The sequence below is a fragment of the Desulfatitalea tepidiphila genome (assembly GCF_001293685.1).
Taxonomy (GTDB): domain Bacteria; phylum Desulfobacterota; class Desulfobacteria; order Desulfobacterales; family Desulfosarcinaceae; genus Desulfatitalea; species Desulfatitalea tepidiphila.
On record NZ_BCAG01000003.1, the window covers coordinates 1,505,135 to 1,525,677 of the forward strand.

At 56.2% G+C, this 20,543-nt stretch carries 20 protein-coding genes; all 20 read left to right on the forward strand.

The window, feature by feature from the left end:
- Nucleotides 1-86 precede the first annotated feature (86 nt).
- Nucleotides 87-1,688 (forward strand): flagellar basal-body MS-ring/collar protein FliF, encoded by a 1,602-nt coding sequence (gene fliF / locus DFT_RS11390; protein ID WP_054031313.1) that lies wholly within the window; start codon nucleotides 87-89, stop codon nucleotides 1,686-1,688.
- Nucleotides 1,689-1,771: 83 nt separating this feature from the next.
- Nucleotides 1,772-2,743, forward strand: coding sequence for a flagellar motor switch protein FliG (gene fliG, locus DFT_RS11395; RefSeq protein WP_054031314.1), 972 nt, complete (start codon nucleotides 1,772-1,774; stop codon nucleotides 2,741-2,743).
- A gap of 17 nt (nucleotides 2,744-2,760) precedes the next feature.
- Nucleotides 2,761-4,719 carry a flagellar protein export ATPase FliI gene (gene fliI, locus DFT_RS11400; protein ID WP_235506208.1) on the forward strand — a complete coding sequence of 653 codons (1,959 nt, stop codon included), beginning with the start codon at nucleotides 2,761-2,763 and terminating at the stop codon, nucleotides 4,717-4,719.
- A 10-nt stretch (nucleotides 4,720-4,729) separates the two neighbouring features.
- Entirely contained in the window at nucleotides 4,730-5,170 is a 441-nt protein-coding gene (fliJ, locus tag DFT_RS11405; RefSeq protein ID WP_054031315.1) for a flagellar export protein FliJ, read from the forward strand.
- A 12-nt stretch (nucleotides 5,171-5,182) separates the two neighbouring features.
- Nucleotides 5,183-6,742 (forward strand): flagellar hook-length control protein FliK, encoded by a 1,560-nt coding sequence (locus DFT_RS11410; RefSeq protein WP_054031316.1) that lies wholly within the window; start codon nucleotides 5,183-5,185, stop codon nucleotides 6,740-6,742.
- 25 nt (nucleotides 6,743-6,767) lie between these two features.
- Entirely contained in the window at nucleotides 6,768-7,448 is a 681-nt protein-coding gene (locus tag DFT_RS11415) for a flagellar hook assembly protein FlgD (RefSeq protein ID WP_054031317.1), read from the forward strand.
- Nucleotides 7,449-7,542: 94 nt separating this feature from the next.
- Nucleotides 7,543-8,742: a flagellar hook protein FlgE gene (locus DFT_RS11420; RefSeq protein ID WP_054031318.1), complete on the forward strand. Its 1,200-nt coding sequence runs from the start codon at nucleotides 7,543-7,545 to the stop codon at nucleotides 8,740-8,742.
- Between the two features lie 448 nt (nucleotides 8,743-9,190).
- Nucleotides 9,191-9,961 carry a motility protein A gene (locus DFT_RS11425; RefSeq protein ID WP_054031319.1) on the forward strand — a complete coding sequence of 257 codons (771 nt, stop codon included), beginning with the start codon at nucleotides 9,191-9,193 and terminating at the stop codon, nucleotides 9,959-9,961.
- 4 nt (nucleotides 9,962-9,965) lie between these two features.
- Nucleotides 9,966-10,682 carry an OmpA/MotB family protein gene (locus DFT_RS11430; protein ID WP_054031320.1) on the forward strand — a complete coding sequence of 239 codons (717 nt, stop codon included), beginning with the start codon at nucleotides 9,966-9,968 and terminating at the stop codon, nucleotides 10,680-10,682.
- A gap of 8 nt (nucleotides 10,683-10,690) precedes the next feature.
- Entirely contained in the window at nucleotides 10,691-11,401 is a 711-nt protein-coding gene (locus tag DFT_RS11435) for an OmpA/MotB family protein (protein ID WP_054031321.1), read from the forward strand.
- A gap of 33 nt (nucleotides 11,402-11,434) precedes the next feature.
- Complete coding sequence (locus tag DFT_RS11440; RefSeq protein ID WP_054031322.1) at nucleotides 11,435-11,911, forward strand: flagellar basal body-associated FliL family protein; 477 nt, start codon at nucleotides 11,435-11,437, stop codon at nucleotides 11,909-11,911.
- An 11-nt stretch (nucleotides 11,912-11,922) separates the two neighbouring features.
- Entirely contained in the window at nucleotides 11,923-12,906 is a 984-nt protein-coding gene (gene fliM / locus DFT_RS11445; protein ID WP_054031323.1) for a flagellar motor switch protein FliM, read from the forward strand.
- Nucleotides 12,907-12,912: 6 nt separating this feature from the next.
- A complete protein-coding gene (gene fliN / locus DFT_RS11450; RefSeq protein ID WP_083453452.1) occupies nucleotides 12,913-13,326 on the forward strand; it encodes a flagellar motor switch protein FliN in 414 nt (137 codons plus the stop codon).
- Nucleotides 13,323-13,742, forward strand: a complete 420-nt coding sequence (locus DFT_RS11455; protein ID WP_054031324.1) for a FliO/MopB family protein — start codon at nucleotides 13,323-13,325, stop codon at nucleotides 13,740-13,742. Before fliN ends, DFT_RS11455 begins: the two co-directional genes overlap by 4 nt.
- Nucleotides 13,743-13,794: 52 nt before the next feature.
- Complete coding sequence (gene fliP, locus DFT_RS11460; protein WP_054031325.1) at nucleotides 13,795-14,508, forward strand: flagellar type III secretion system pore protein FliP; 714 nt, start codon at nucleotides 13,795-13,797, stop codon at nucleotides 14,506-14,508.
- Nucleotides 14,509-14,550: 42 nt separating this feature from the next.
- Entirely contained in the window at nucleotides 14,551-14,820 is a 270-nt protein-coding gene (gene fliQ, locus DFT_RS11465; protein WP_054031326.1) for a flagellar biosynthesis protein FliQ, read from the forward strand.
- A gap of 69 nt (nucleotides 14,821-14,889) precedes the next feature.
- Nucleotides 14,890-15,669 (forward strand): flagellar biosynthetic protein FliR, encoded by a 780-nt coding sequence (fliR, locus tag DFT_RS11470; protein ID WP_054031327.1) that lies wholly within the window; start codon nucleotides 14,890-14,892, stop codon nucleotides 15,667-15,669.
- Nucleotides 15,670-15,681: 12 nt separating this feature from the next.
- Nucleotides 15,682-16,752, forward strand: a complete 1,071-nt coding sequence (flhB, locus tag DFT_RS11475; RefSeq protein WP_054031328.1) for a flagellar biosynthesis protein FlhB — start codon at nucleotides 15,682-15,684, stop codon at nucleotides 16,750-16,752.
- 223 nt (nucleotides 16,753-16,975) lie between these two features.
- The gene (gene flhA / locus DFT_RS11480; protein WP_054031329.1) at nucleotides 16,976-19,090 is read left to right on the forward strand and encodes a flagellar biosynthesis protein FlhA; all 2,115 of its coding nucleotides are present in this window, start codon (nucleotides 16,976-16,978) and stop codon (nucleotides 19,088-19,090) included.
- Nucleotides 19,080-20,540 carry a flagellar biosynthesis GTPase FlhF gene (gene flhF / locus DFT_RS11485; RefSeq protein WP_054031330.1) on the forward strand — a complete coding sequence of 487 codons (1,461 nt, stop codon included), beginning with the start codon at nucleotides 19,080-19,082 and terminating at the stop codon, nucleotides 20,538-20,540. The genes flhA and flhF overlap by 11 nt, the downstream gene beginning before the upstream one ends.
- Nucleotides 20,541-20,543: the final 3 nt, after the last annotated feature.

The following is a 20,543-nucleotide window of genomic DNA, read 5'->3' on the forward strand; positions in this document are numbered from 1 at the left end:
TTCCAGCCGAAAAACGGCCGGAAAAAAATCCCCGATGGCGGATCGCTAACTGAACGCATCAACGCTACGACAAACGAGACGGTACCATGCCCAACTCCATTGCTGAAATTCTCAAGCAGTTAAGAGCCATCCTGCAAACCATGTCCGCCGGTAAGATGATGGCCCTGTTTCTTCTCGTCGCCACCACCATCGCCGGCCTGGTGGTCCTGATCAGTTGGTCGGGACGCCCGGATTATGTTCCCCTCTACAGCCATATGTCGCCCGAAGATGCCGGCGAAGTCGTTTCCCTCCTGCGGGAAAAGAAGATCGCATATCAACTGTCCCATGACGGCGGCACGATTCAAGTGCCCCGCGAAAATATCTATGATTTGCGTCTTGACCTGGCCTCCCAGGGGCTTCCCCGTGGTGGAACGGGATTCGAGGTGTTCGACAATACCAAGTTGGGCGTCACGGAATTTGTTCAGAACATCAACTACCAGCGGGCCCTGCAGGGGGAACTGAGCCGGACCATCAACGGCTTGTCGGAAGTGGAAAGTTCGCGGGTTCATATCGTGATGCCCGATCGCTCCCTTTTCATTGAAGAGGAAGAACCGGCCAGCGCATCGGTGATTCTAAAGCTGCGCCATGGCCGATATCTCAGCGAAGATCAGATTCAAGGCATCGTTCACCTGGTCTCTTCGAGCGTGCCCCGGTTGCAGCCCGGACAGGTCACCATCGTAGACCAGAATGGCAAGATGCTGGCCGGTTTGGAAGACGAACCCTCCATGGCCAAAGTCAGCGCCGATCACTTGGAGCTTCAACAACGCAAGGAACGGTCGCTCGAGAAGCGGGTCCTGACCATGCTGGAAAAAGTGTTAGGCAAGGACAAAGCGATCGTGCGGGTGGCATGCGATCTGGATTTTATTCAACAGGAACGAACCGAGGAAATGTACCTGCCCGATAACCAGGTGGTGCGCAGCGAACAGATATCCAGTGAGGCATCCTCCAAGGCAGATGCCGGCGCCATCGGCGTTCCCGGACTAGCCAGCAACATCACCCAGTCGCAGAATGAACCCGGCCAAACAGTGCGGAAATCGGGATTCGAAAAAAATGATGCCACCCGCAACTACGAAATCGGCAAGACGGTCAGCCGCAAAGTGATGCCGGTGGGAGATCTGCAGCGACTTTCCGTGGCCGTTGTCGTCGATGGCACCTACAAGACGGTGACGGTCGGCAAGGGCGACAAACAGCGCGAGGAGAGTCAGTATGTGCCGCGCACGGCCGAAGAGATGGCCGCATTTGAAAACATCATCAAAAGTGCGGTCAATTTCGATGCGAATCGGGGAGACAAAATCGAGGTGGCCAATATCGCTTTCAACAGCGAACCGCTGATGGCCGATACGGCGGATACTGCGGCTCGATGGCTCGATGGCGTCCGGGAGTACAGCGGCATTTTCAAATATCTGATCGTGGGCATTTTCGTGCTGATTACCTTCCTTTACGTGATTCGTCCCCTGATCAATTGGTTGACGGAAACCGCCTGGGAAGACGTCGATCTGCTCGAGCATCTGCCGCGAACGCTTTCAGAAATCGAAGGGCAGTATGCCAGCCAGGGCGGCATCGACTATGTTCAACAAGCGGCCAACATGATCAAATCCAACCAGAACGATACCGGCCGGTTGATGCAGCAGTGGTTGAAAGAAACATAGGCCATTAATAGGTTTTTATAACACCCGGACAGCGCGACGGCACAGGACATTTTCTCGAACGACACGAGCGAAAACAGTCACACATGGACCCCAAACAACTCAAAGGTTCTGTAAAAGTGGCCATCTTGACTATGGCGATCGGTCGCGAGGCGGCCGAGGCGGTCGTCGGCCGGTTTTCCCAAGATGAACGGGCCTTGATTTCGAGGCTGCAATCACGCTTGGGTTCGGTGCCCCAATCCTTGATCAATCACGTGGCCCAGGAGTTCATCGAAAAGTCGGGATTACCCCTACAACTCGACAATACGGCCGGCGGCGATAAAGGAGATGAAGGGGGCGACAAAGAGAGTAAAAAAATTCCCAAGACGACACTGGAGGCCGTTCAGAGCATCGACCCCAACCAGTTGATTCAACTGATCAAGGACGAACACCCCCAGACCATCGCATTGATCCTGGTTCACCTGGACCCCTCCGTGGCAAGCGCGATCCTGGGCCGTTTGCCGGAAGAGATCATTCCCGATGTCGCATACCGTATCGCCAATTTAAACAATGTGTTGGCCGGTATGGTCAAAGAGGTGGACAAGGTTTTCGAGGAGATTCTGAAAAACAAGGATCATGTCTCCACGCAGGAGGCGGGCGGTGTCGGTCGGCTGGCAGAGATTCTCAACCAGATCGACGGGACCATCGTAGAACAGATCATCGAAGAGATAGAGGAAAACGACCCTGATTTGGCCGAAGAGATCAAACAGAAGATGTTCGTCTTCGAAGACGTTGTCCTGGTAGACGACAAGGGACTGCAAAAAGTGCTGCGCAGTGTGGAGTCCCAGGAACTGGCGGTGGCATTGAAAGCGGCTTCGGAAGATGTCAAAAATAAGATTTACCGCAACATGTCCCAGCGTGCGGCGGAAATCCTCAAAGAGGAGATGGAGGTCCTCGGATCGGTGAGGATGAAAGACGTCACCGACGCCCAACAGAAGATCACCCGCATCATCCAGGATATGGAGCGCAAGGGCGAGTTGATCATCACCGGTCGCGGTGGGGAAGAGTTCGTCGGATAATGGCACGAAAGGACCCTATGGACCTTTATTGTTTTCCAAAAATAAAGGGGGCTGCCGACGGTAACGGTGAAGACCTCGATGGGCGACATGAAAGCGGCGAAAATGCCGTTGCCCAGAAAATCGCCGCCGTAGAAGCGCAGGCATTCGAAGATGGCTTCAAAAAGGGATGCAGTCAATCGCTTGGCCCTGAAAAAGAGAAGCTCAGCCATTTGAAGGAGATGCTCGATGCGGCCGCCGCTTCTATCCATGAGCGAACGGCAGCCATCAGGGACAATTGTGAAGACGATATCGTACGGGTTGCACTCGCGTTGGCCGGACACGTGATTGAGCATGAGATTGAACTGCAGCCTGAATTGACCGCAAGCATTCTGGGACGGTCCCTTGAAATGGGAATCGGCCAGGAAAAGCTGAAAATCAAGGCCAATCCCGAGGACTGCCGTCCTATCCAAAACTTTTTAAAGGCAAAGGTGCCGGATCCCGAAACCTATGGACGCATTCAGATCAACGCAGATCCCTCGATCAGCAGAGGAGGGTGCATGATCGAAACCGATTTTGGTGTGGTCGATGCCCGTATCGAGCAACAATTGGAGACTATTGCCGAGCATTTGCGTCCGGTGCTCTCAGAGAGCAAGGCCCTCTTGCGTCGGTCCAATGACGGCCATTCAAGCGTGGAAAGCTACCGCCAACGCATCAAAAGTGCGGTGCCTGTCAAAACATATGGCCATGTCACCCAGGTAGTTGGATTGGTCGTAGAGGCCAATGGGCCGGCCGTCAAGTTGGGGGCGGTCTGCGATATCCAGTCCAGTCCAAATGATCCGCCCGTGTCAGCGGAAGTGCTGGGGTTCAGGGATCGGACCGTCTTATTGATGCCGTTGGAGGAAATAAGGAGCATCGGTCCGGGCAGCAAGGTGGTGGCCCGAGGCCAAAAGGCCGCCATTGCCGTCGGGCCAGAGCTTTTGGGCCGCATTATCGACGGCCTGGGAAATCCCATCGATGGAAAAGGGGCGGTGCGCACCGATGTCGATTATCCGATCTACGCCCAACCGATCAATCCGCTGCTGCGCCAAAGAATTAAAAATCCCCTGGATCTGGGTGTTCGCGCCATCAACGGCCTGCTGACGGTGGGATGCGGCCAGCGCATGGGCATTTTTGCCGGTTCGGGGGTCGGCAAGAGCGTGCTCATGGGCATGATTGCCCGGGAAAGCAGCGCCGACGTCAACGTGATCGCTCTGATCGGTGAACGCGGCCGCGAATTGAACGATTTCATCGAGAAGGAGCTGGGGGAAGAGGGGCTTGGTAAATCCGTGGTGGTCGTTGCCACCTCCGACCACCTGCCATTGGTACGCGTCCGCGGCGCCTTCGTGGCCACGGCCATCGCCGAGTATTTTCGTGATCAAGGCAAGACGGTCAACCTGATGATGGATTCCCTGACCCGCTTCGCCATGGCCCAGAGAGAGATCGGGCTGGCCCTGGGGGAACCGCCGACGACCAAGGGCTACACGCCATCGGTGTTCACCATGCTGCCCAAACTGCTCGAACGCGCCGGCACTTCGGATCATGAGGGAAGTATCACCGGTCTCTACACGGTGCTGGTGGAAGGCGACGACATGAACGAACCCATTGCCGATGCGGCGCGCTCCATCCTGGACGGCCATATCGTTTTGAGCCGGGAACTGGCCCACCAGAACCACTACCCGGCCATCGATGTGTTGAAAAGCATCAGCCGGGTGATGGAGGATATCGCGTCGCTTCAGCACAAGCATCATGCCAAGCGCCTCAAGGAGTTGCTGGCGACCTATCGTAAATCCGAAGATTTGATCAATATCGGCGCTTACGTGAGCGGCAGTAATCCGTCCATCGATCGGGCCATCGCAAAGATCGGTCAGATCAATGCGTACTTGCGGCAGGATATCGGCGAAAGCGTGGGTTTGGAAGAGAGCCTGCAGCAACTGGAACATCTGATCAACAGCAAGTGATGAGGCCGACATGCCCTACACCTTCAAATTGGAAGCACTGCGTCAGTTCCGTGAATTTGAAGAAGAACGGGTGCAACGCGAATTTTCCCAGGCCCAGCGGATTCTCGAGGCAGCTGCATCGAAGCTGGCGGAGCAAATCGCTGTACGGGACAAAACCGAAACCGAGTTTGCCGCGCATCAAGATTCGGGGACTGCCTCGCAATGTGCCATGTATAGGGGCTTTTTGCAGCGATTGGCCGAAGAGATCGAACTGCTTAATCAACGATTGCGGGTCGCCGAAAGAGATTGTGAAAAAAAACGACAGGCGCTTTTGGCTGCCGTTAAAAATCGAAAGACCCTGGACCGATTGAAGGAGAAGGACGAGCAGGCCTATCGCCATAAGCAGGACCAGGAGGAAGGCAAGTTCATCGACGAAATGGCCATCAATCGATTCCAGCTCAACCGTGGATAAAGGAAGTCAACCATGCAGTTTGCGATGAAACTATTTGAAATTGCGCCACAAGGGCTCGCCAACGGTGCAGGCACTCAAAAAGTGGCGGTGAAAATGCCGGCCCAAGGCGCCTGCGGAGGCACCGACGTCGAAGCGCGTTTTGCTGACATCATGGCGGCACTTTTCGGCATGCCTTCGGAGCAGTTGGAAGACTCGCTGGCCCACTTGGAAACGATTTCCGCTGCGGATGCCGCCGAGGAGCGGGTGCCGGTCATCGACCTGACACAGCTGATGGGCTCAAGGGTCGCATCTTTCGCCGGTGAAGACGATACGACCCGCGTCGATCCGGAAGGTATCATGGATGCCTCCGAAATTTCGCGGCGCCTCGACGAGTGGATAGCCGCGGGCGTGGTGTCGGAGGAGAGCGCCAATGGGTTGGCTCCCTTGCTGGAAGGCGTTGGTGTTTCAACCGAGGTCGATGGCCTGGATCTCACCGCAAAGACGGTGATCGAGCAACTCCTCGACACGGCGCAACAACCAGTCGATGGGGCGATGCGGTCTGACGATTCGTCCAAATTGGCCCAACCGGGCACCGGGACATTGGCCCAGCTTTTGGCCGCAGTTCAGCGCCGCGACAAGAATGCTTTGCAGATGCCCACGGAACGCGCTGAACAGGTTCAGGCCGACACGGCTTTAGGCGCTTCCGCGGATCTCGGCGACGAGGCCGTCGAGGCCGATGCTTTTCCGCCGATGATCGATGAAGGCGCTCCGAAAAAGAATGGTATGGCCGGTCCGGCCGCAAAATCGGTCGATTCGCAAGCATCCGGAAATTTTGGCGAAATGGTATCTTCGGCTGCCAGACAAAAACCCGAATCTATGGAAAAGGCACCAACCGAGACCAAACTGAGCGAAGTCTCGTTGAAAGAGCAGATTCGGCCTCAACATGATCATCAGGCCGGCCCACAGCTCCCGAACAGTGCGTCCCAGGGGAATAGCACGGTTCAACAACAGGCGGCTCCGCAGGAGATGGTCGCCGCCAACATCTCCACCGCTACACCCGCACCTGAATCTAAATTCGACAGCGCGGTTCATGCCAGTCATCAAACCCCTGAGGCGCCGAGCGACGCCAAGGAGATGCAGAGCGATGTCATCCGCCAGATCGTTCAGCGCATGACATTGCGTTCGGACGGTCGCCAGTCTCAGATGCAGATCCGGCTCAAACCGGAATTTCTAGGCAATCTGCGCATGGATGTCATTACCGAAAACCGTCTCGTCCTGGTCCGCATGACCGCCGAGAGCCACGCGGTCAAGGAGATGATCGAACAGAACATCGGTTTGCTCAAGAATGAGCTGCAGCAGCACGGTCTTCAGATTCAAAAAATCGATGTGACGGTCTCCACGGACAACACCCCATGGCAGAGCGGGCAGCAGCAGGCGGCTTTCGATCAAGCTCGACAGCGCAATTGGCAGGGACATAACGGACGTCGTGCCGGCAGACAAGGGGTGGAGCAGGGCGGCGTCAACGCCGTCGACAGCGCCCAACCCACGACAAAGGCGCATGCAAAAACCAGCGAAGTCGATTTCTTCGCATAGCGAATAGATCCGGGAGGATTGCTCGATGACTATTTATGGACTGGAAAACGTCTCGTCGGCGGGTGCCCAGACCACGACGACTTCCAAAAACGATATAATGGGCAAGGATGACTTCCTGCGCCTGCTGGTGGCCCAGCTCGAGGCCCAGGATCCGCTAAATCCCATGGAGAGCACAGATTTCACCGCCCAATTGGCCCAGTTCAGCTCGTTGGAACAACTTCAGAACGTCAATACCGCACTGGGCAACATCGGCACCTCCCAATCGGTGATGACCAACAGTCAGGCCGTTGGTTTTATCGGGAAAACCATAACGGCACTGGGCGACACGGTGGAGGTTCAATCCGGTCAAAGCCAGGATGTCCAATTTACGCTCAATGAGCCAGCGGCCGGACTCTATGTCCGGCTCTACGACACATCCGGCAACTTCATCCGCCAAATAGAGGGCGGGGCAATGGAGGCCGGAGAAAACCAGGTGGAATGGGATGGTTTGGACTATCTGGGAGGAAGGGTCCCGGACGGCGCGTATACTTACGAGGTCGCTGCCATCGATGAGCTCGGCAACTCGGTCCGCGCCACCACCTTTGCATCCGGCATCGTCACCGGTGTCAGCTATAAAGACGGCGTTGCCTATTTGCAATGCGGCAGCCGGGAGATTCCCATGGGTAGTGTGATCGACGTGACATCGCCAGAGAATCCGGAAAGCTAAAGATAGAGAAAAGCATCGGGGAGCGCTATCGCAGCTTCAACAATAGACGATTTGTACGAGAAAAAATCAACTCACATAAAGAGGGAGTATCATCATGATCGGATCGCTTTATTCAGGTATTTCGGGCTTGAAAGCCAACACCAGCGCCATGGCGGTCATCGGCGACAACATCGCCAACGTCAATACAACCGGTTTCAAGACGTCACGGGTTGAGTTCTCCAACATCTTCAACGCGACTTTAGGCCAGAGCAAAACACAGATTGGACGCGGCGTTACCATGAGCGGCGTCTCCTCCAACTGGAACTCGGGCACCATGGAGACGACCAACACGGCCACCGACCTGGCCCTCAACGGTCCGGGCATGTTCATCGTGCGGAATACGGCCAACAACGGTCAATACTACACCCGGGCTGGGCAATTCGAATTCAATGCCGACAACCTGCTGGTCAACGCCGATGGACTGGAGGTTCAAGGGTATGCCATCGATGCCGCGGGAAACACCGGTGCCTTGGGCACCATCACTTTACCCAGCGGTATCAGCACGCCTCAACCCACCACAGAGCTCACCATGGGCATCAATTTAGATGCCGGCGCCGCCGTGGGAGATACCTTCGACACCACCATTTCGGTCTACGACTCGCTGGGCAACTCAGTGGAGCTCAATGTCAATTTCACCAACACAGCTGCGGGTGCCTGGACCTGCGCGATTACCCCTTCAGTGGGCGCGGCAACGATCACGCCTGCCAATTTCACCTTTGATGTCAATGGTGAATTAACGGCACCGGCCACCGACCCTGTCATCGCGGTCACAGGGCTGGCCGGCGATGATTTGTCAATCGATTGGCTTTTGTCGGGCGCGAGCGCCAGTCACGGTGCGGTCACAGGCTATGCCGGTACTTCGGTCAAGACCTCCCAGACCCAGGATGGCTACCCGAGCGGCATGCTGCAGGGAATTTCCGTGGATGAAGACGGCATTTTCACGGCCCTCTACTCCAACGGCACCATGTCGCCCTTCGCCCAGATCGCCGTGGCCGATTTCGCTAGTTATGCCGGGCTTTCCAAGCAGGGTTCCAACCTGTTCACTTCTTCCCTGGCTTCCGGTCAGCCGGTCATATCGGTACCCAACACCGCCGGCGTAGGGGCCATTGCACCGAGCAGCCTGGAGATGTCCAACGTGGACCTGGCCCAGGAGTTCGTCTCCCTGATTACCACGCAGCGTGCCTTTCAGGCCAACTCCAAGGTGATCACCACCAGCGACGAGGTGCTTTCCGAATTGATCAATATAAAACGATAGTAAGCCGGCTTCGGCGGTACTAAAAAAAAGGGTAAAGTGTGAAGTGTAAAGTCTTAAGTGAAGGAATTCTGTCGATTAGACGGATATTTACGTTGATCCTATAGGGTTCGATACTTTAAACTCTATCTGTAAATGATGTGATTTTGCGGGTGCCCCTGGTTATTGCAGATGGGGGCACCCCTTCTCAACCCCCCTGTCAAAGCCTTGACTCGCAGTGATGAAATTTGACGAGAAGCTTTCTATCCAACTGCGATGGTCGTTGGCGGTTTTTTTATCATCTCTCTTTGCCTCCCCGATAAATTACGAAAAGAACAAATATTTTAGATAGATATTGGCATACTCGTCATAGGCGGGCACTGTTCGCCAACGCCCTGCCTTGTGGCACACTCCATGCTAACCTCTGAAAACTGGTTGGAGATTGGTCGTATCAGCACCCCTGGAGGAAGCGTTGGATTTAGCCACATTACTCGGAATTGTCGTCGCCGTCGGCCTGGTTTTCTTCTCCATTGTCATGGACGGATCCGCCACGTGGTTCATCAACTATCCTTCCCTGATGATCGTCCTGGGCGGGACAATGGGTGCGACACTGATCAACTATCCGATTTCCGACGTGGTCAGCATGTTCAGGGTCACAAAAAACGCCTTTCGTCAGAGAACTCCCAATCCGCTGGGCATTATCCCGGTCATGGTCGATTTTGCGAAGCGCGCCAGGAAGGAAGGGGTCTTGGCCTTCGAGAAGTACATCAGGGAGATCGACGATCCGTTCTTGTCAAAGGCCATGCAGATGGCGGTCGATGGACTGGGCAACGATGCCATCGAAGAGGTGCTTAACACGGAGATCTTGTGGCTGGAAGAGCGCCATCGCCTGGGAGCCGAGATCTACGCCACCATGGGCACATTCGCACCGGCGGTGGGGATGCTGGGAACGATCATCGGACTGGTCCAGATGCTGATGCAGATGAAAGACCCCTCCGCCATCGGCGCCCCCATGGCCGTGGCCTTGTTGACCACTTTCTACGGTACGTTGCTGGCCAACTTTCTCTTCTTGCCGATCTCGGGCAAGCTCAAGGTGCGCAGCCGCCAGGAGATCCTGGCCAAACAGATGGTCGTGCAGGGTATCCTCGCCATTCAGGCCGGAGACAACCATCGTATCGTATCCGAAAAGCTCAAGGCTTTCTTGTCGCCCACGGCGCGCCTGGCCGAAGAGAAGGGGGTTTGACCGCATGGCGGCTCGCTTTCCAAAAGCAGGTCTTCAACACCCGGCGGCCGGGCAAGCCCGGGAGGGCTGGCAGATCGTCTATACCGGATTTATCCTGATCATGCTCTGCTTCTTTATCATGCTCACCTCCTTTGCTTCCCTGGACCCATCGCGCATCACCCGATTCGTTAATTCTTTCAACCACGCGGTCAACGTGCTGAGCGGCGGACAGAACATCGAAGAAGGAGACGCCATCGTCGATGAGCAGGTCAACCTGCTGGCCAGAGAGGACCTGCGCGCCAAGCTGTTTGAGAGCGTGCATCAGGCCGCCCGCGATGAGGGCATGACGCATATCGAAATCTCGCAAGTGCCCACAGGTGTCGTGCTCCGCCTGAAAGAGAAGCTGTTGTTCGATAGCGGCGAGGCGGTTCTGACGGAAGAGGCCAGGGAGCAGTTGGATCCGGTCGGTCGAATCATTCAGCGCATCGGCGCTCCTGTGGAGATTCAGGGGCATACGGACGACCGGCCGATTCGCGGCGGTCGATTCCCCTCCAACTGGGAACTGTCCACCGCGCGCGCCATCAGCGTGCTTCGCTTTTTAAGTGCCTCGGACGGGGTGGAGAGCCGGTTGCTGTCCGCGGTGGGCTATGCGGAATTCAACCCCCTGGCGGACAATTCCACGGACGAGGGCCGCGCCACCAACCGGCGGGTGGATGTCGTGTTCCAAATGGAAATCGAATAGGGGCCGAGATGATCCGACGACGGACATATGCACATATCCTGGAACAGGCCCCGGCCCACAATCGTTGGCTGACCACCTTCAACGATCTGATCACTTTGTTGATGGTCTTCTTTGTGCTGCTATTCTCCATGGGACATATGGATGCCGAGCGTTTCAGCTCGTTTCAAAATGGCATGCAGAGCGCCATGGGAATATTGAATGCCGGACGCTTCGGCGATGAGGGGCCGATGGGCGATGCGGCCTCATCGTTCCAGGCCGAATCCGAAACGGCCGGGCAGTTCCTCGAGGGGTTGCCCGATGCCACCGGTCTGGAGGCGGAGTATACCCCCAAGGGTATCAAACTCACCCTTAATGACGACCTGCTCTTTGATTCGGGTAGCGCCGACATCACCGGCAACGGCGTCGAGCTGCTCGAAACGGTTGGCCGGGTCATCAAGCCCGCACGCCGACACGTTCGGGTGGAGGGCCACACGGACGATCGGCCCATTTTCAACAACCGCTACCCATCCAATTGGGAATTGTCGGCGGCCAGGGCGGTCAATGTGGTCAAACTTTTGATCGATAGCACCGGTATCGATCCGACCCTGCTGTCGGCCGCCGGATACGGATCATTCAAACCCAAGACCGCCAATGACACCGAGGCGGGGCGTGCCGCGAACCGGCGCGTGGAAATCATACTGGGCCGGGAAGCACTCGAAGGCTCCGAAACAAAAGAATAATCATAGGGACACGACGGACTGGAGGAAATCAGCATGTCCACAAAAACGTTGGTGATCGTTCTGGCGGCAGTCGTTTTGGTAATCGCGGTGATGGGCGGCGGCTTTTTTCTCATGTGGACCAAAATGAACACCACTCTTGCCCAGATGCAGATGCAGAACGCGGCCGAAAACGAAGCCGAGGAGACCCCCAAAGAGGAAGAAGTCACCATCGGCCCCATCTACAAAATGGAGACCCTGATCGTCAACTTGGCCGATCAGGGCGGCAAACGCTACCTGAGAATCACCATGGAACTGGAGCTGAGCGCACCCGAGGTGATGGAGGAAATCAACAACAGAATGCCTCAGCTGCGCGATGCCATCCTCATGGTCCTGCCCAGCAAGCAATATTCGGATATCGGCAGCACCGAAGGCAAAATCGCCCTGCGCGACGAACTCATCGCCAAGATCAACGGCATATTGAAAAAAGGTACGGTCACCACCATCTACTTCACGGAATTCGTTGTCCAGTAACAGGAGCGATCATGGCCGAACAGATACTATCCCAGGAAGAGATCGATGCCCTGCTCAATGCCATGGACAGCGGCGAAGTGGATGTCCAAGAGGAGGTGCAACCCAAGGCCAGAGCCGAGGCGCGCGCTTACGATCTGACCTCTCAAAGCCTGATGCTGCGGGATCAGTTCGATGCCCTGGACGAAGTCTACGATAAATTCGTCAACCTGCTCAACGTGGCCCTGACCAGTTCGCTGCAGCGGGCCATCGAAGTGAAGCAGATATCGAAGGAGATCGTCAAATTCGGCGAATTCCTGCGGGCGTTTTCCAACCCGACCGGGTTCAGTATCTACACCATGGAGCCCTTGATCGGTTCGGCGCTGCTGGCGGCCGAACCCAACCTCTGCTTCGCCCTGATCGACAGCATGTTCGGCGGCGTCGGGCGACCCCTGGCCAAGGTGCGCGAATTTACCCAGATCGAACAGCGCATGCTCACCCGGTTTTACTCGGATGTGCTGACCGAACTGGAACGGGCCTGGCAAGTGGCCTACAACATCAAGGTGGTGCAAAAGAAGACGGAAACCAAGCCCGAGTTTGTCAACCTGGTCAGTCCGGCGGACCTGGTGCTGATCTTCGTCTTTTCCATCGCCGGCGAGGAGTTTGTGGGCAACATTCATATCTGTACCCCGTTTCTCATGCTCGAACCGGTAAAAGACAAGCTCTCCTCCCGGTACCTGCGCGAAAAGGATCGCGCCCACGCATTTCGCGGCCAGTTGTCAGTCCTGTTGCAGGATACAAAGGTGAAGATGGTGGCCGAGCTGGGCAAAACCGTCTACACCATCGGCAACATCCTCAAACTCGAAAAAGGGGATGTGGTGAAAATCAATTCCGGACCGCAGGACCCGGTCGTTCTCAAGGTCGAAGGCACTCCCAAGTACCTGGGGATGCCCGGCACCCTGAAAGGAAACCGGGCCGTGCAGATTTCCACGCTCATCAAGAAGGAAGAAGGAGTATAGGGTACAATGGCAGCTGATAAACCACAGGCCAAAGGCGGCACGCAACCTAATACCGGCACAGCGGGCGGACCCGCTCATCCGCCTGTGAATTCCGGCGCCCAGGCCGGTCAATCCCCCCATGCCTTCTCCGGATTGAAAGGCCAGGCCGAAGGCGGCAAACCGGCCAATTTGGACTTTATCCTCGATATCCCCCTTGAAATCACCGTAGAACTGGGGCGCACCCGCATGTTGATTCACGATCTGCTAAAGCTGGGGCAGGGCTCGGTGATCGAGTTGACCAAGCCGGCCGGCGATACCCTGGAAATTCTGGCGAACAATCGTCTGATCGCCAAGGGGGACGTCGTCGTGATGAATGACAAATATGGCATCCGCCTGACCGAGGTGATCAGCCCGGTGGAGCGACTGGAGAAGCTGAAATGAATGAAGCCCCTGATCTGACCCTGGCGGCCATCAAGATGGTGCTCTCCCTGGGCCTGGTGCTGGCTATCCTGTACCTGGCCTATCGCTGGACGCGCCGTTCTCTGCCGGCCGGCACCGTCGGCGGAAGAGGCCGTTTGATCCAGGTGTTGGGCAGCCAATACCTGGGCGTCAAAAAATCCATCGCGGTGGTCCGGGTGCCGGGCAACATCCTGGTTCTGGGCATCGGGAACGAGCAAATCAACTTGTTGACGAAGATCGATGATCCGGAAGTGATGGCCGCCTTCACCTCGGAATCGGAGCTTAATGTCAAGGGGGGCGGAGGGTTCAAGGATCAACTCCAGCGTATGTTGCGTCCCATGCAAACGCGTTGCGACCGGGGCGCTGCCAACGACGCTCCATCTGAGGTATCCCGCTGATGGTGTTTCGCATGAGACATGTGAATTGGGTTGTGGCGGCCCTGCTGATCGGATGGTTTTTTTCGGTGTGGCCCATGCTGCCGAGACCGGACCCGGCCTGCTTCAGATCGATGTGGCCCAGGGGGAAAATCCGGGCAAGATGGGCGTAGTGCTGCAGATTTTCCTGTTGCTGACCATCCTGAGCCTGGTGCCGTCGATCCTCATCATGGTCACCTGCTTTACCCGCATCGCCATCGTGCTTTCCCTTCTGCGCCAGGCTATCGGGGCGGCGCAACTGCCGCCCAACCAGATCATCATCGGTCTATCGCTCTTTTTGACTTTTTTCGTCATGACACCGGTCTGGCAAAACGTGCACCAGAACGCCCTGAAGCCTTACCTTGACAACCAGTTGTCCTCGGCCGAGGCGCTCGAACGGGCGACAACCCCCATTCGCGGTTTCATGATCAAGCAGACTCGCGAAAAAGACCTGGCCCTGCTGGTCGGTATCGCCAAGATGGAACGCCCCAAAAACATCGACGATGTGCCGACCACGGTGCTGATTCCGGCCTTCATGATCAGCGAATTGAAAACGGCGTTTCAGATCGGTTTCATGCTCTATATCCCATTTTTGATCATCGATATGGTGGTGGCCAGTGTGCTGCTCTCCATGGGCATGATGATGCTCCCGCCGGTCATGGTCTCCCTGCCGTTCAAACTGATGATCTTCGTCTTGACCGATGGGTGGTTCCTGATCGTGGGCTCGTTGATCAAGAGCTTCAAGTTTTAACCTTCAACCCTTTTACCGGACAGCATCCAGGAGGCGTAACGAATGACCCCCGAATTTATCACCGGCTTTTTCCTGCAAGCCATTAAAACGGCCATCATGCTGGCAGGTCCCATGTTGGCAGTGGGTCTGGTGGTGGGCATCCTGGTGAGCATGTTCCAGGCCGCCACCCAGATCAATGAAATGACCCTGGTTTTTGTGCCCAAGATGTTGGGCGTCGCTGTGGCCCTGCTGGTCTTTTTCCCCTGGATGCTGCGGATCATTACCGAGTTTGCCAACCGGTTGTTTACGAACATACCCATGTATTTGAATTAAAGTAGTTTTAAGTTTTAAGTGTAAAGTTTTAAGTGAAGGTTGTCTCTCTACAACTCAGGGCCATTCCCCATGCTGCTGCTCAATTTACCGCTCGATCAGATTCAGCTTTTCATGTTCGTGCTGGTGCGCGTGGGGGCCATTCTCTTTTCGATCCCTTTCCTCGAGGCACGAAATGTCCCCGTGCTGGTCAAGGCCAGCCTGACCATGGCGGTGAGCCTCATGCTCATCCCAATGCTGCCCGTGTCCGGCATGTCGCTCGTGGGTGACCCGACTCAACTGGTCCTGGGGATTGCGGGAGAGATCGCCGTCGGATTGATCATCGGATTGACGGTGCAACTTATTTTCGCAGGCGTCCAATTGGCAGGGCAATTGGCCGGATTTCAGATGGGGTTTGCCATCGCCAATGTGGTGGACCCGGCATCCAGCCTGCAAATTCCCATCCTGTCCCAATTTCTCAACCTGTTCGCCCTGATGATCTTCTTTGCGGTCAACGGCCACTACTATTTTATCAAGGCCCTGGTCGACTCGTTTACGTTGATTCCTCCTTTCGGCGTTCATATGGACGGCCAGATATTGAATTTTATCATGATGATGGCAGCCAATCTCTTCACGATCGCCGTAAAGGTCGGTGCGCCGGTCATGGTCGCCCTCCTGTTGACCCAAACCGCACTGGGGCTTACGGCACGCACCGTTCCCCAGATGCAGATATTTGTCGTCGCCATGCCGCTGCAAATCCTTCTGGGGCTTCTCTTTTTAGGGATTTCGTTGCCATTTTGCATGGTTTTTTTCGAAAAGATCTTCAAACAATTGGGCCTCAATATCATCGCTCTGATCAGCTTTTTTGGATAAACAGGACTTCGCATGGCGGAAGAAAACGACCAGGAAAAATCAGAGAAGGCAACCCCTAAGAAGCGCGAAGACGCGCGGCGCAAGGGGCAAGTCGCCAAGAGTCGTGAAATTCCGTCGGTGCTGGTGCTCCTTGGCTCGCTGTCGGTCTTTTATTTTGCGGGCAGTTGGATGTTCAATCAGCTCACCGAAATCATGCGATGGGTGTTTGACCAGACAGTTCATTTCCAACTGGGCGGAGAAAGCACCCATGAGCTGCTTTGGCAGCTGTTTCTCAAAATCGTCGTGGTGCTGGCACCCCTGGTGGCGACCGTGGCGGTGGCCGGTATTTTGGGAAACATCGCACAGACGGGCTTCATGTTGACCGGCGAAACCATGACGCCCAAACTCTCCAAGCTCAATCCGCTCAAGGGGATGAAGCGCCTCTTTTCCATCACCTCCCTTGTGGAATTGATCAAGTCCGTGCTCAAGGTGATCATCATCGCCGGCGTCTCCTACAGCATGTTGCGCGGAGAGATGGAGAGCATCCCGGCGCTGGTGGAGTTGGAGATTCCGGCAATCCTCGCCTTTTTCGGACGAGTGGCCTTGAAGCTGGGATTCTATACCTGCCTCGTATTGATTATTCTGGCCGCATTGGACCTTTTCTTTCAGACCTGGAAGCATGAACGCGATCTGCGCATGACCAAACAGGAGGTAAAGGACGAGTTCAAGCAGCGTGAAGGTGATCCGGCGGTACGCGCCCGCATCCGAGCGGCCCAGCGTGAAATGGCCATGAAACGCATGATGGAGGCTGTTCCCGGTGCCACCGTGGTCATTACCAACCCCACCCACTTGGCCATTGCCCTGAAATTCGAACGCGACATGCCGGCGCCGGTGGTTGTAGCCAAGGGCGCAGATCACATCGCCGCCAAGATCCGGGAACTGGCCGTCGCCCACGATGTTCCCATCATCGAACAAAAACCCCTGGCCAGGGCCATTTATAAGGATGTGGAGATCGGGCAGCAGATTCCGGTGGATCTCTACCAGGCCGTCGCCGAGATACTGGCCTATGTGTACCGCTTGAAAGGCTTGGTCCCCACCGCGTAATGCCGCTCCTCAAAGGGTTCCGGCGAGATTTTGACGCTCCGACGAATCGTTGGATGAATGAGCGAGGGTGCAGGGACGTCCAAGCCCTTTCCAGGAAGATAATCCTTTGAAATCCAATACGAAATAAAATTTCTAAACGCACCTGAAAGGTCACCGGCCTCAGGCATGGAAAATGCAGATCCAGCCATCGTCACGCGCAACCCCACGGAGTTCAAACAACCATATGACGGAAATCGCCGGAACCAGCACCCTGAGCAATCGACTTTCCATCGTCTCCAAAAACACGGATGTGATGATGGGGTTCGGGATCATGTGTATTCTCATGGTCATGATCATTCCGATTCCGCCCATGCTGCTCGATCTGTTTCTGACCTTCAATATCACCTTCGCCTTGATGATTCTGCTGGTCGGCATGTATGTGATCAAGCCGATCGATTTTTCCGCCTTCCCAACCGTATTGCTGCTGTCCACCCTTTTCCGGCTGGCGCTCAATATCGCTTCGACCCGCTTGATATTGCTGCATGGCGAAGGGGGAACCCAGGCGGCCGGTAAAGTGATCAGTGCCTTCGGCAGCTTTGTGGTCGGCGGCAATTACCTGGTCGGCTTGATCGTCTTCGTTATCCTGGTGGTGGTCAACTTCGTGGTCATCACCAAGGGCGCCGGGCGCATCGCCGAGGTTGCGGCCCGCTTTACCCTGGATGCCATGCCGGGCAAGCAGATGAGCATTGATGCCGATCTCAATGCCGGTTTGATCGACGACCAGGAGGCCCGTAATCGCCGTCAGCAAGTGGCCCGCGAGTCGGAGTATTATGGGGCCATGGACGGTGCCAATAAATTCGTGCGCGGCGACGCCATCGCAGGCATCATCATCACCCTTATCAATATCATCGCCGGGTTTGCCATCGGCGTGTTTCAAAACGGCATGTCCTTTGCCGATGCGGCCCAGAATTATACCTTGCTCACCGTTGGCGACGGTCTGGTCAGCCAGGTGCCGGCCCTGATCATCTCCACGGCAGCCGGCATTGTGGTCAGCCGGGCCGGTTCGGAAAACAACCTGGGCCTGGAGATTGGTTCACAACTCTTCGTCAAACCGCGCGCCCTGGCCGTAGCCGCGTTCATCCTCTTCGCCTTTGGTGCGATCCCGGGCTTGCCGACAGTTCCCTTTTTCATCCTGGCGCTCTTTGTGGGCGGCGTCGCCTATCTGTTATTCAAGGCCGAGCGTCAGAAGGCCGCCCAGCAGGTCGTGGAAAGGGAAAAGAGCGAACCCGAAGACGGTGGGGAGACCGCACAAATATTCAGGCCGTTGCCGCCCCTGGACATTCTCGCATTGGAAATCGGCTACGGGTTGATCCCGCTGGTCGACAGCCAGCAAGACGGCGAATTGCTCGATCGTATCAAGTCGATTCGTCGTCAAATCGCCCAGGAAATCGGCATCGTCGTGCCATCGATTCATATTCAGGACAATATGCAACTCAGACCCGGCGAGTATGTCATCAAGCTCAAGGGCAATGAGATCGGTCGGGGTGAGTTGATGCTGAACCAGTACCTGGCCATGAACCCCGGCAATGCGGACGATTCTATCCATGGCATTCCCACCAAGGAACCCACCTATGGCATCGACGCCATGTGGATCAAAGAGACGGTGCGCGAAGAGGCCATCGCCAAGGGATTCACGGTCGTTGATTTGTCCACGGTGATCACGACCCATCTCTCCGACATCATCCGGCGCCATGCTCAGGAATTGCTCGGCCGCCAGGAGACCCAGCAGTTGCTCGATGCCCTCAAGCAAACCCATCCCAAAGTGGTCGACGAGCTCGTGCCGGGGCATCTCTCCCTTGGCGGTGTGGTACGGGTTCTTCAGAATCTGCTGAGCGAACAGGTATCGATTCGTGACCTGCTGACCATCATCGAGGCCATGGCCGATTGGGCACCATCGGTCAAACAACTCGATGTATTGACGGAACATGTGCGCCAGGCCCTGGCACGGGCGATCACCCAGCAATATCTCTCGCCCGAAGGCGATCTGGTGGCGATCTCCCTCGGTCAAACCGCCGAACGGCGTATCGCCGAGTCGATCCAGCGAACCGACCAGGGAGATTACCTGGCGATCGAACCCCAGGCCGCCCAGCGTTTGATCCATCATCTGGCCGGACAGTTGGACCAATTTACCCAGCGTAACCTGCAGCCGTTGGTTTTGTGTTCCGGTCAGATTCGATCCCATTTCAAAAAGCTGGTCGATCGTTTCATCCCCAACCTCGTGGTGCTGGCCTATGAAGAGATTTTACCCCATATCAGAATTCAATCCATTGGAGTGGCGGAGCTGAAAGATGAAAATTAAGCGTTTCGAGGCCTCCAGCATGTCCGATGCCCTGCGCATGGTCAAAAAGGATTTCGGTGAAGAGGCGGTGATCCTGTCGGCAAAAACCGTAAGCAAATCAAGCCGGATTTTTGGCAAACGTTCTGGAGGAAAAGTGATCGTTACCGCCGCCATTGACGAGGCGTTGCCTGGAACGGAAGCGAAAAACAGTGAAACGTCGGGTCAGTGGCAACTGCCGGACCTCTCCGATGTGTTACCGGAAGCATCCCCGAAGCCTCTGGAAGCCAACCGCACGATTCTCGAACGCTTTACCCCCATCACGCGCACCGGGAAACAGAAACTCGGGCCCAAGCTGGTGCGGTTGATGACCGAATCCAAAAACATAACCGAACCATCGAAAAAGAGTGTGGACATGACCCTTTATCCATTCCTGTCGGGCCAGGGTCTCGATGAAGAGCTGGCATCGGAACTGGCGGCCTTGACTGAGGAGATGCTGTCGCCGGAAAGCTCGCAAAGCGAGCAGATCGAGGCGCTTGCCCAGGTGATCGAAACCAGGGCGTGGGTCGCTCCGACCACCCAACTTGGCATCAAAAACCGTCGCGTCGTCGTTCTGGTCGGCCCGGGCGGCGCAGGCAAAACGGCCACCGCCGCCAAACTTGCCGCCCATGCGATCCTGTCCCTGGAACAGACCGTAGCCCTTCTCAGTCTCGACAACCAACGGGTCGGCGGCACCGATGAACTGGCCCGTTTTGCCGCCGTCATGGGTCTCGATCTGGAGGTGGCCATGGATCCGGGCGAGGTGTCGACCGCCATGGAACGCATGGCTCAGGCCCAGCTCATCGTGGTCGATACGCCGGGACTGGTCCCCGATGATACGGCGGGCCGGTCACGGCTCGAGCAGATGATCGCCGCCCTGCCGGATCCGGAGGTGCATTTGCTGATCAACGCAGGCTGCCAGGAGAGGGTCATTTCCAAAGCCTTCCATTTCTATAAGGCGCTGGGGATCGACCGGCTGCTGCCGACGCATCTGGATTGGAACGAGCAGATCGGTCCTTTTGTCAACCAATTGTCGCGTTTCACGTTCCCCATGACCTATCTTGGATCAGGCATCCGGGTTCCTGAAGATCTCCATACAGCCAGCTCCCGGAATCTGGCCATGCGGCTGCTGGGGCTGGTCCCCGAAGAAGCGAAGGTTTCCGAGCCGGATCCCGAGGTGATGGTGGTGCCGCGGCGAATGGCCCTCGGTGAAGCCGGGCCGAAATATGTGGCCAATCGAAACTCCGACATTTTCCATCAGACCGACTGCAAATCGGTCCAACGCATCAGTGAAGCGAATGCTTTGATATTCAAGGATTCAAACGAAGCCCTGGCACAAGGATTCAAACCTTGCCGCATGTGTTGCAGCGAGCACATCGTTCATAAACCCATCGATCGCCTGGCACGCACCCGCTATGCCGGCAGCAGGAATTGACGC

Excerpts from the sequence above, each read along its gene's own strand:
- DFT_RS11430 (WP_054031320.1), top strand. The coding sequence starts at position 9,966 with ATGGCGGCTCGCTTTCCAAAAGCAGGTCTTCAACACCCGGCGGCCGGG.
- flhA (WP_054031329.1), top strand. The coding sequence starts at position 16,976 with ATGACGGAAATCGCCGGAACCAGCACCCTGAGCAATCGACTTTCCATC.
- fliI (WP_235506208.1), top strand. The coding sequence starts at position 2,761 with ATGGACCTTTATTGTTTTCCAAAAATAAAGGGGGCTGCCGACGGTAAC.
- DFT_RS11455 (WP_054031324.1), top strand. The coding sequence starts at position 13,323 with ATGAATGAAGCCCCTGATCTGACCCTGGCGGCCATCAAGATGGTGCTC.
- DFT_RS11420 (WP_054031318.1), top strand. The coding sequence starts at position 7,543 with ATGATCGGATCGCTTTATTCAGGTATTTCGGGCTTGAAAGCCAACACC.
- fliG (WP_054031314.1), top strand. The coding sequence starts at position 1,772 with ATGGACCCCAAACAACTCAAAGGTTCTGTAAAAGTGGCCATCTTGACT.
- DFT_RS11410 (WP_054031316.1), top strand. The coding sequence starts at position 5,183 with ATGCAGTTTGCGATGAAACTATTTGAAATTGCGCCACAAGGGCTCGCC.
- fliR (WP_054031327.1), top strand. The coding sequence starts at position 14,890 with ATGCTGCTGCTCAATTTACCGCTCGATCAGATTCAGCTTTTCATGTTC.
- fliJ (WP_054031315.1), top strand. The coding sequence starts at position 4,730 with ATGCCCTACACCTTCAAATTGGAAGCACTGCGTCAGTTCCGTGAATTT.
- flhF (WP_054031330.1), top strand. The coding sequence starts at position 19,080 with ATGAAAATTAAGCGTTTCGAGGCCTCCAGCATGTCCGATGCCCTGCGC.
- flhB (WP_054031328.1), top strand. The coding sequence starts at position 15,682 with ATGGCGGAAGAAAACGACCAGGAAAAATCAGAGAAGGCAACCCCTAAG.
- fliP (WP_054031325.1), top strand. The coding sequence starts at position 13,795 with ATGGTTTTTTTCGGTGTGGCCCATGCTGCCGAGACCGGACCCGGCCTG.
- fliM (WP_054031323.1), top strand. The coding sequence starts at position 11,923 with ATGGCCGAACAGATACTATCCCAGGAAGAGATCGATGCCCTGCTCAAT.
- DFT_RS11435 (WP_054031321.1), top strand. The coding sequence starts at position 10,691 with ATGATCCGACGACGGACATATGCACATATCCTGGAACAGGCCCCGGCC.
- DFT_RS11415 (WP_054031317.1), top strand. The coding sequence starts at position 6,768 with ATGACTATTTATGGACTGGAAAACGTCTCGTCGGCGGGTGCCCAGACC.
- DFT_RS11440 (WP_054031322.1), top strand. The coding sequence starts at position 11,435 with ATGTCCACAAAAACGTTGGTGATCGTTCTGGCGGCAGTCGTTTTGGTA.
- fliF (WP_054031313.1), top strand. The coding sequence starts at position 87 with ATGCCCAACTCCATTGCTGAAATTCTCAAGCAGTTAAGAGCCATCCTG.
- fliN (WP_083453452.1), top strand. The coding sequence starts at position 12,913 with ATGGCAGCTGATAAACCACAGGCCAAAGGCGGCACGCAACCTAATACC.
- fliQ (WP_054031326.1), top strand. The coding sequence starts at position 14,551 with ATGACCCCCGAATTTATCACCGGCTTTTTCCTGCAAGCCATTAAAACG.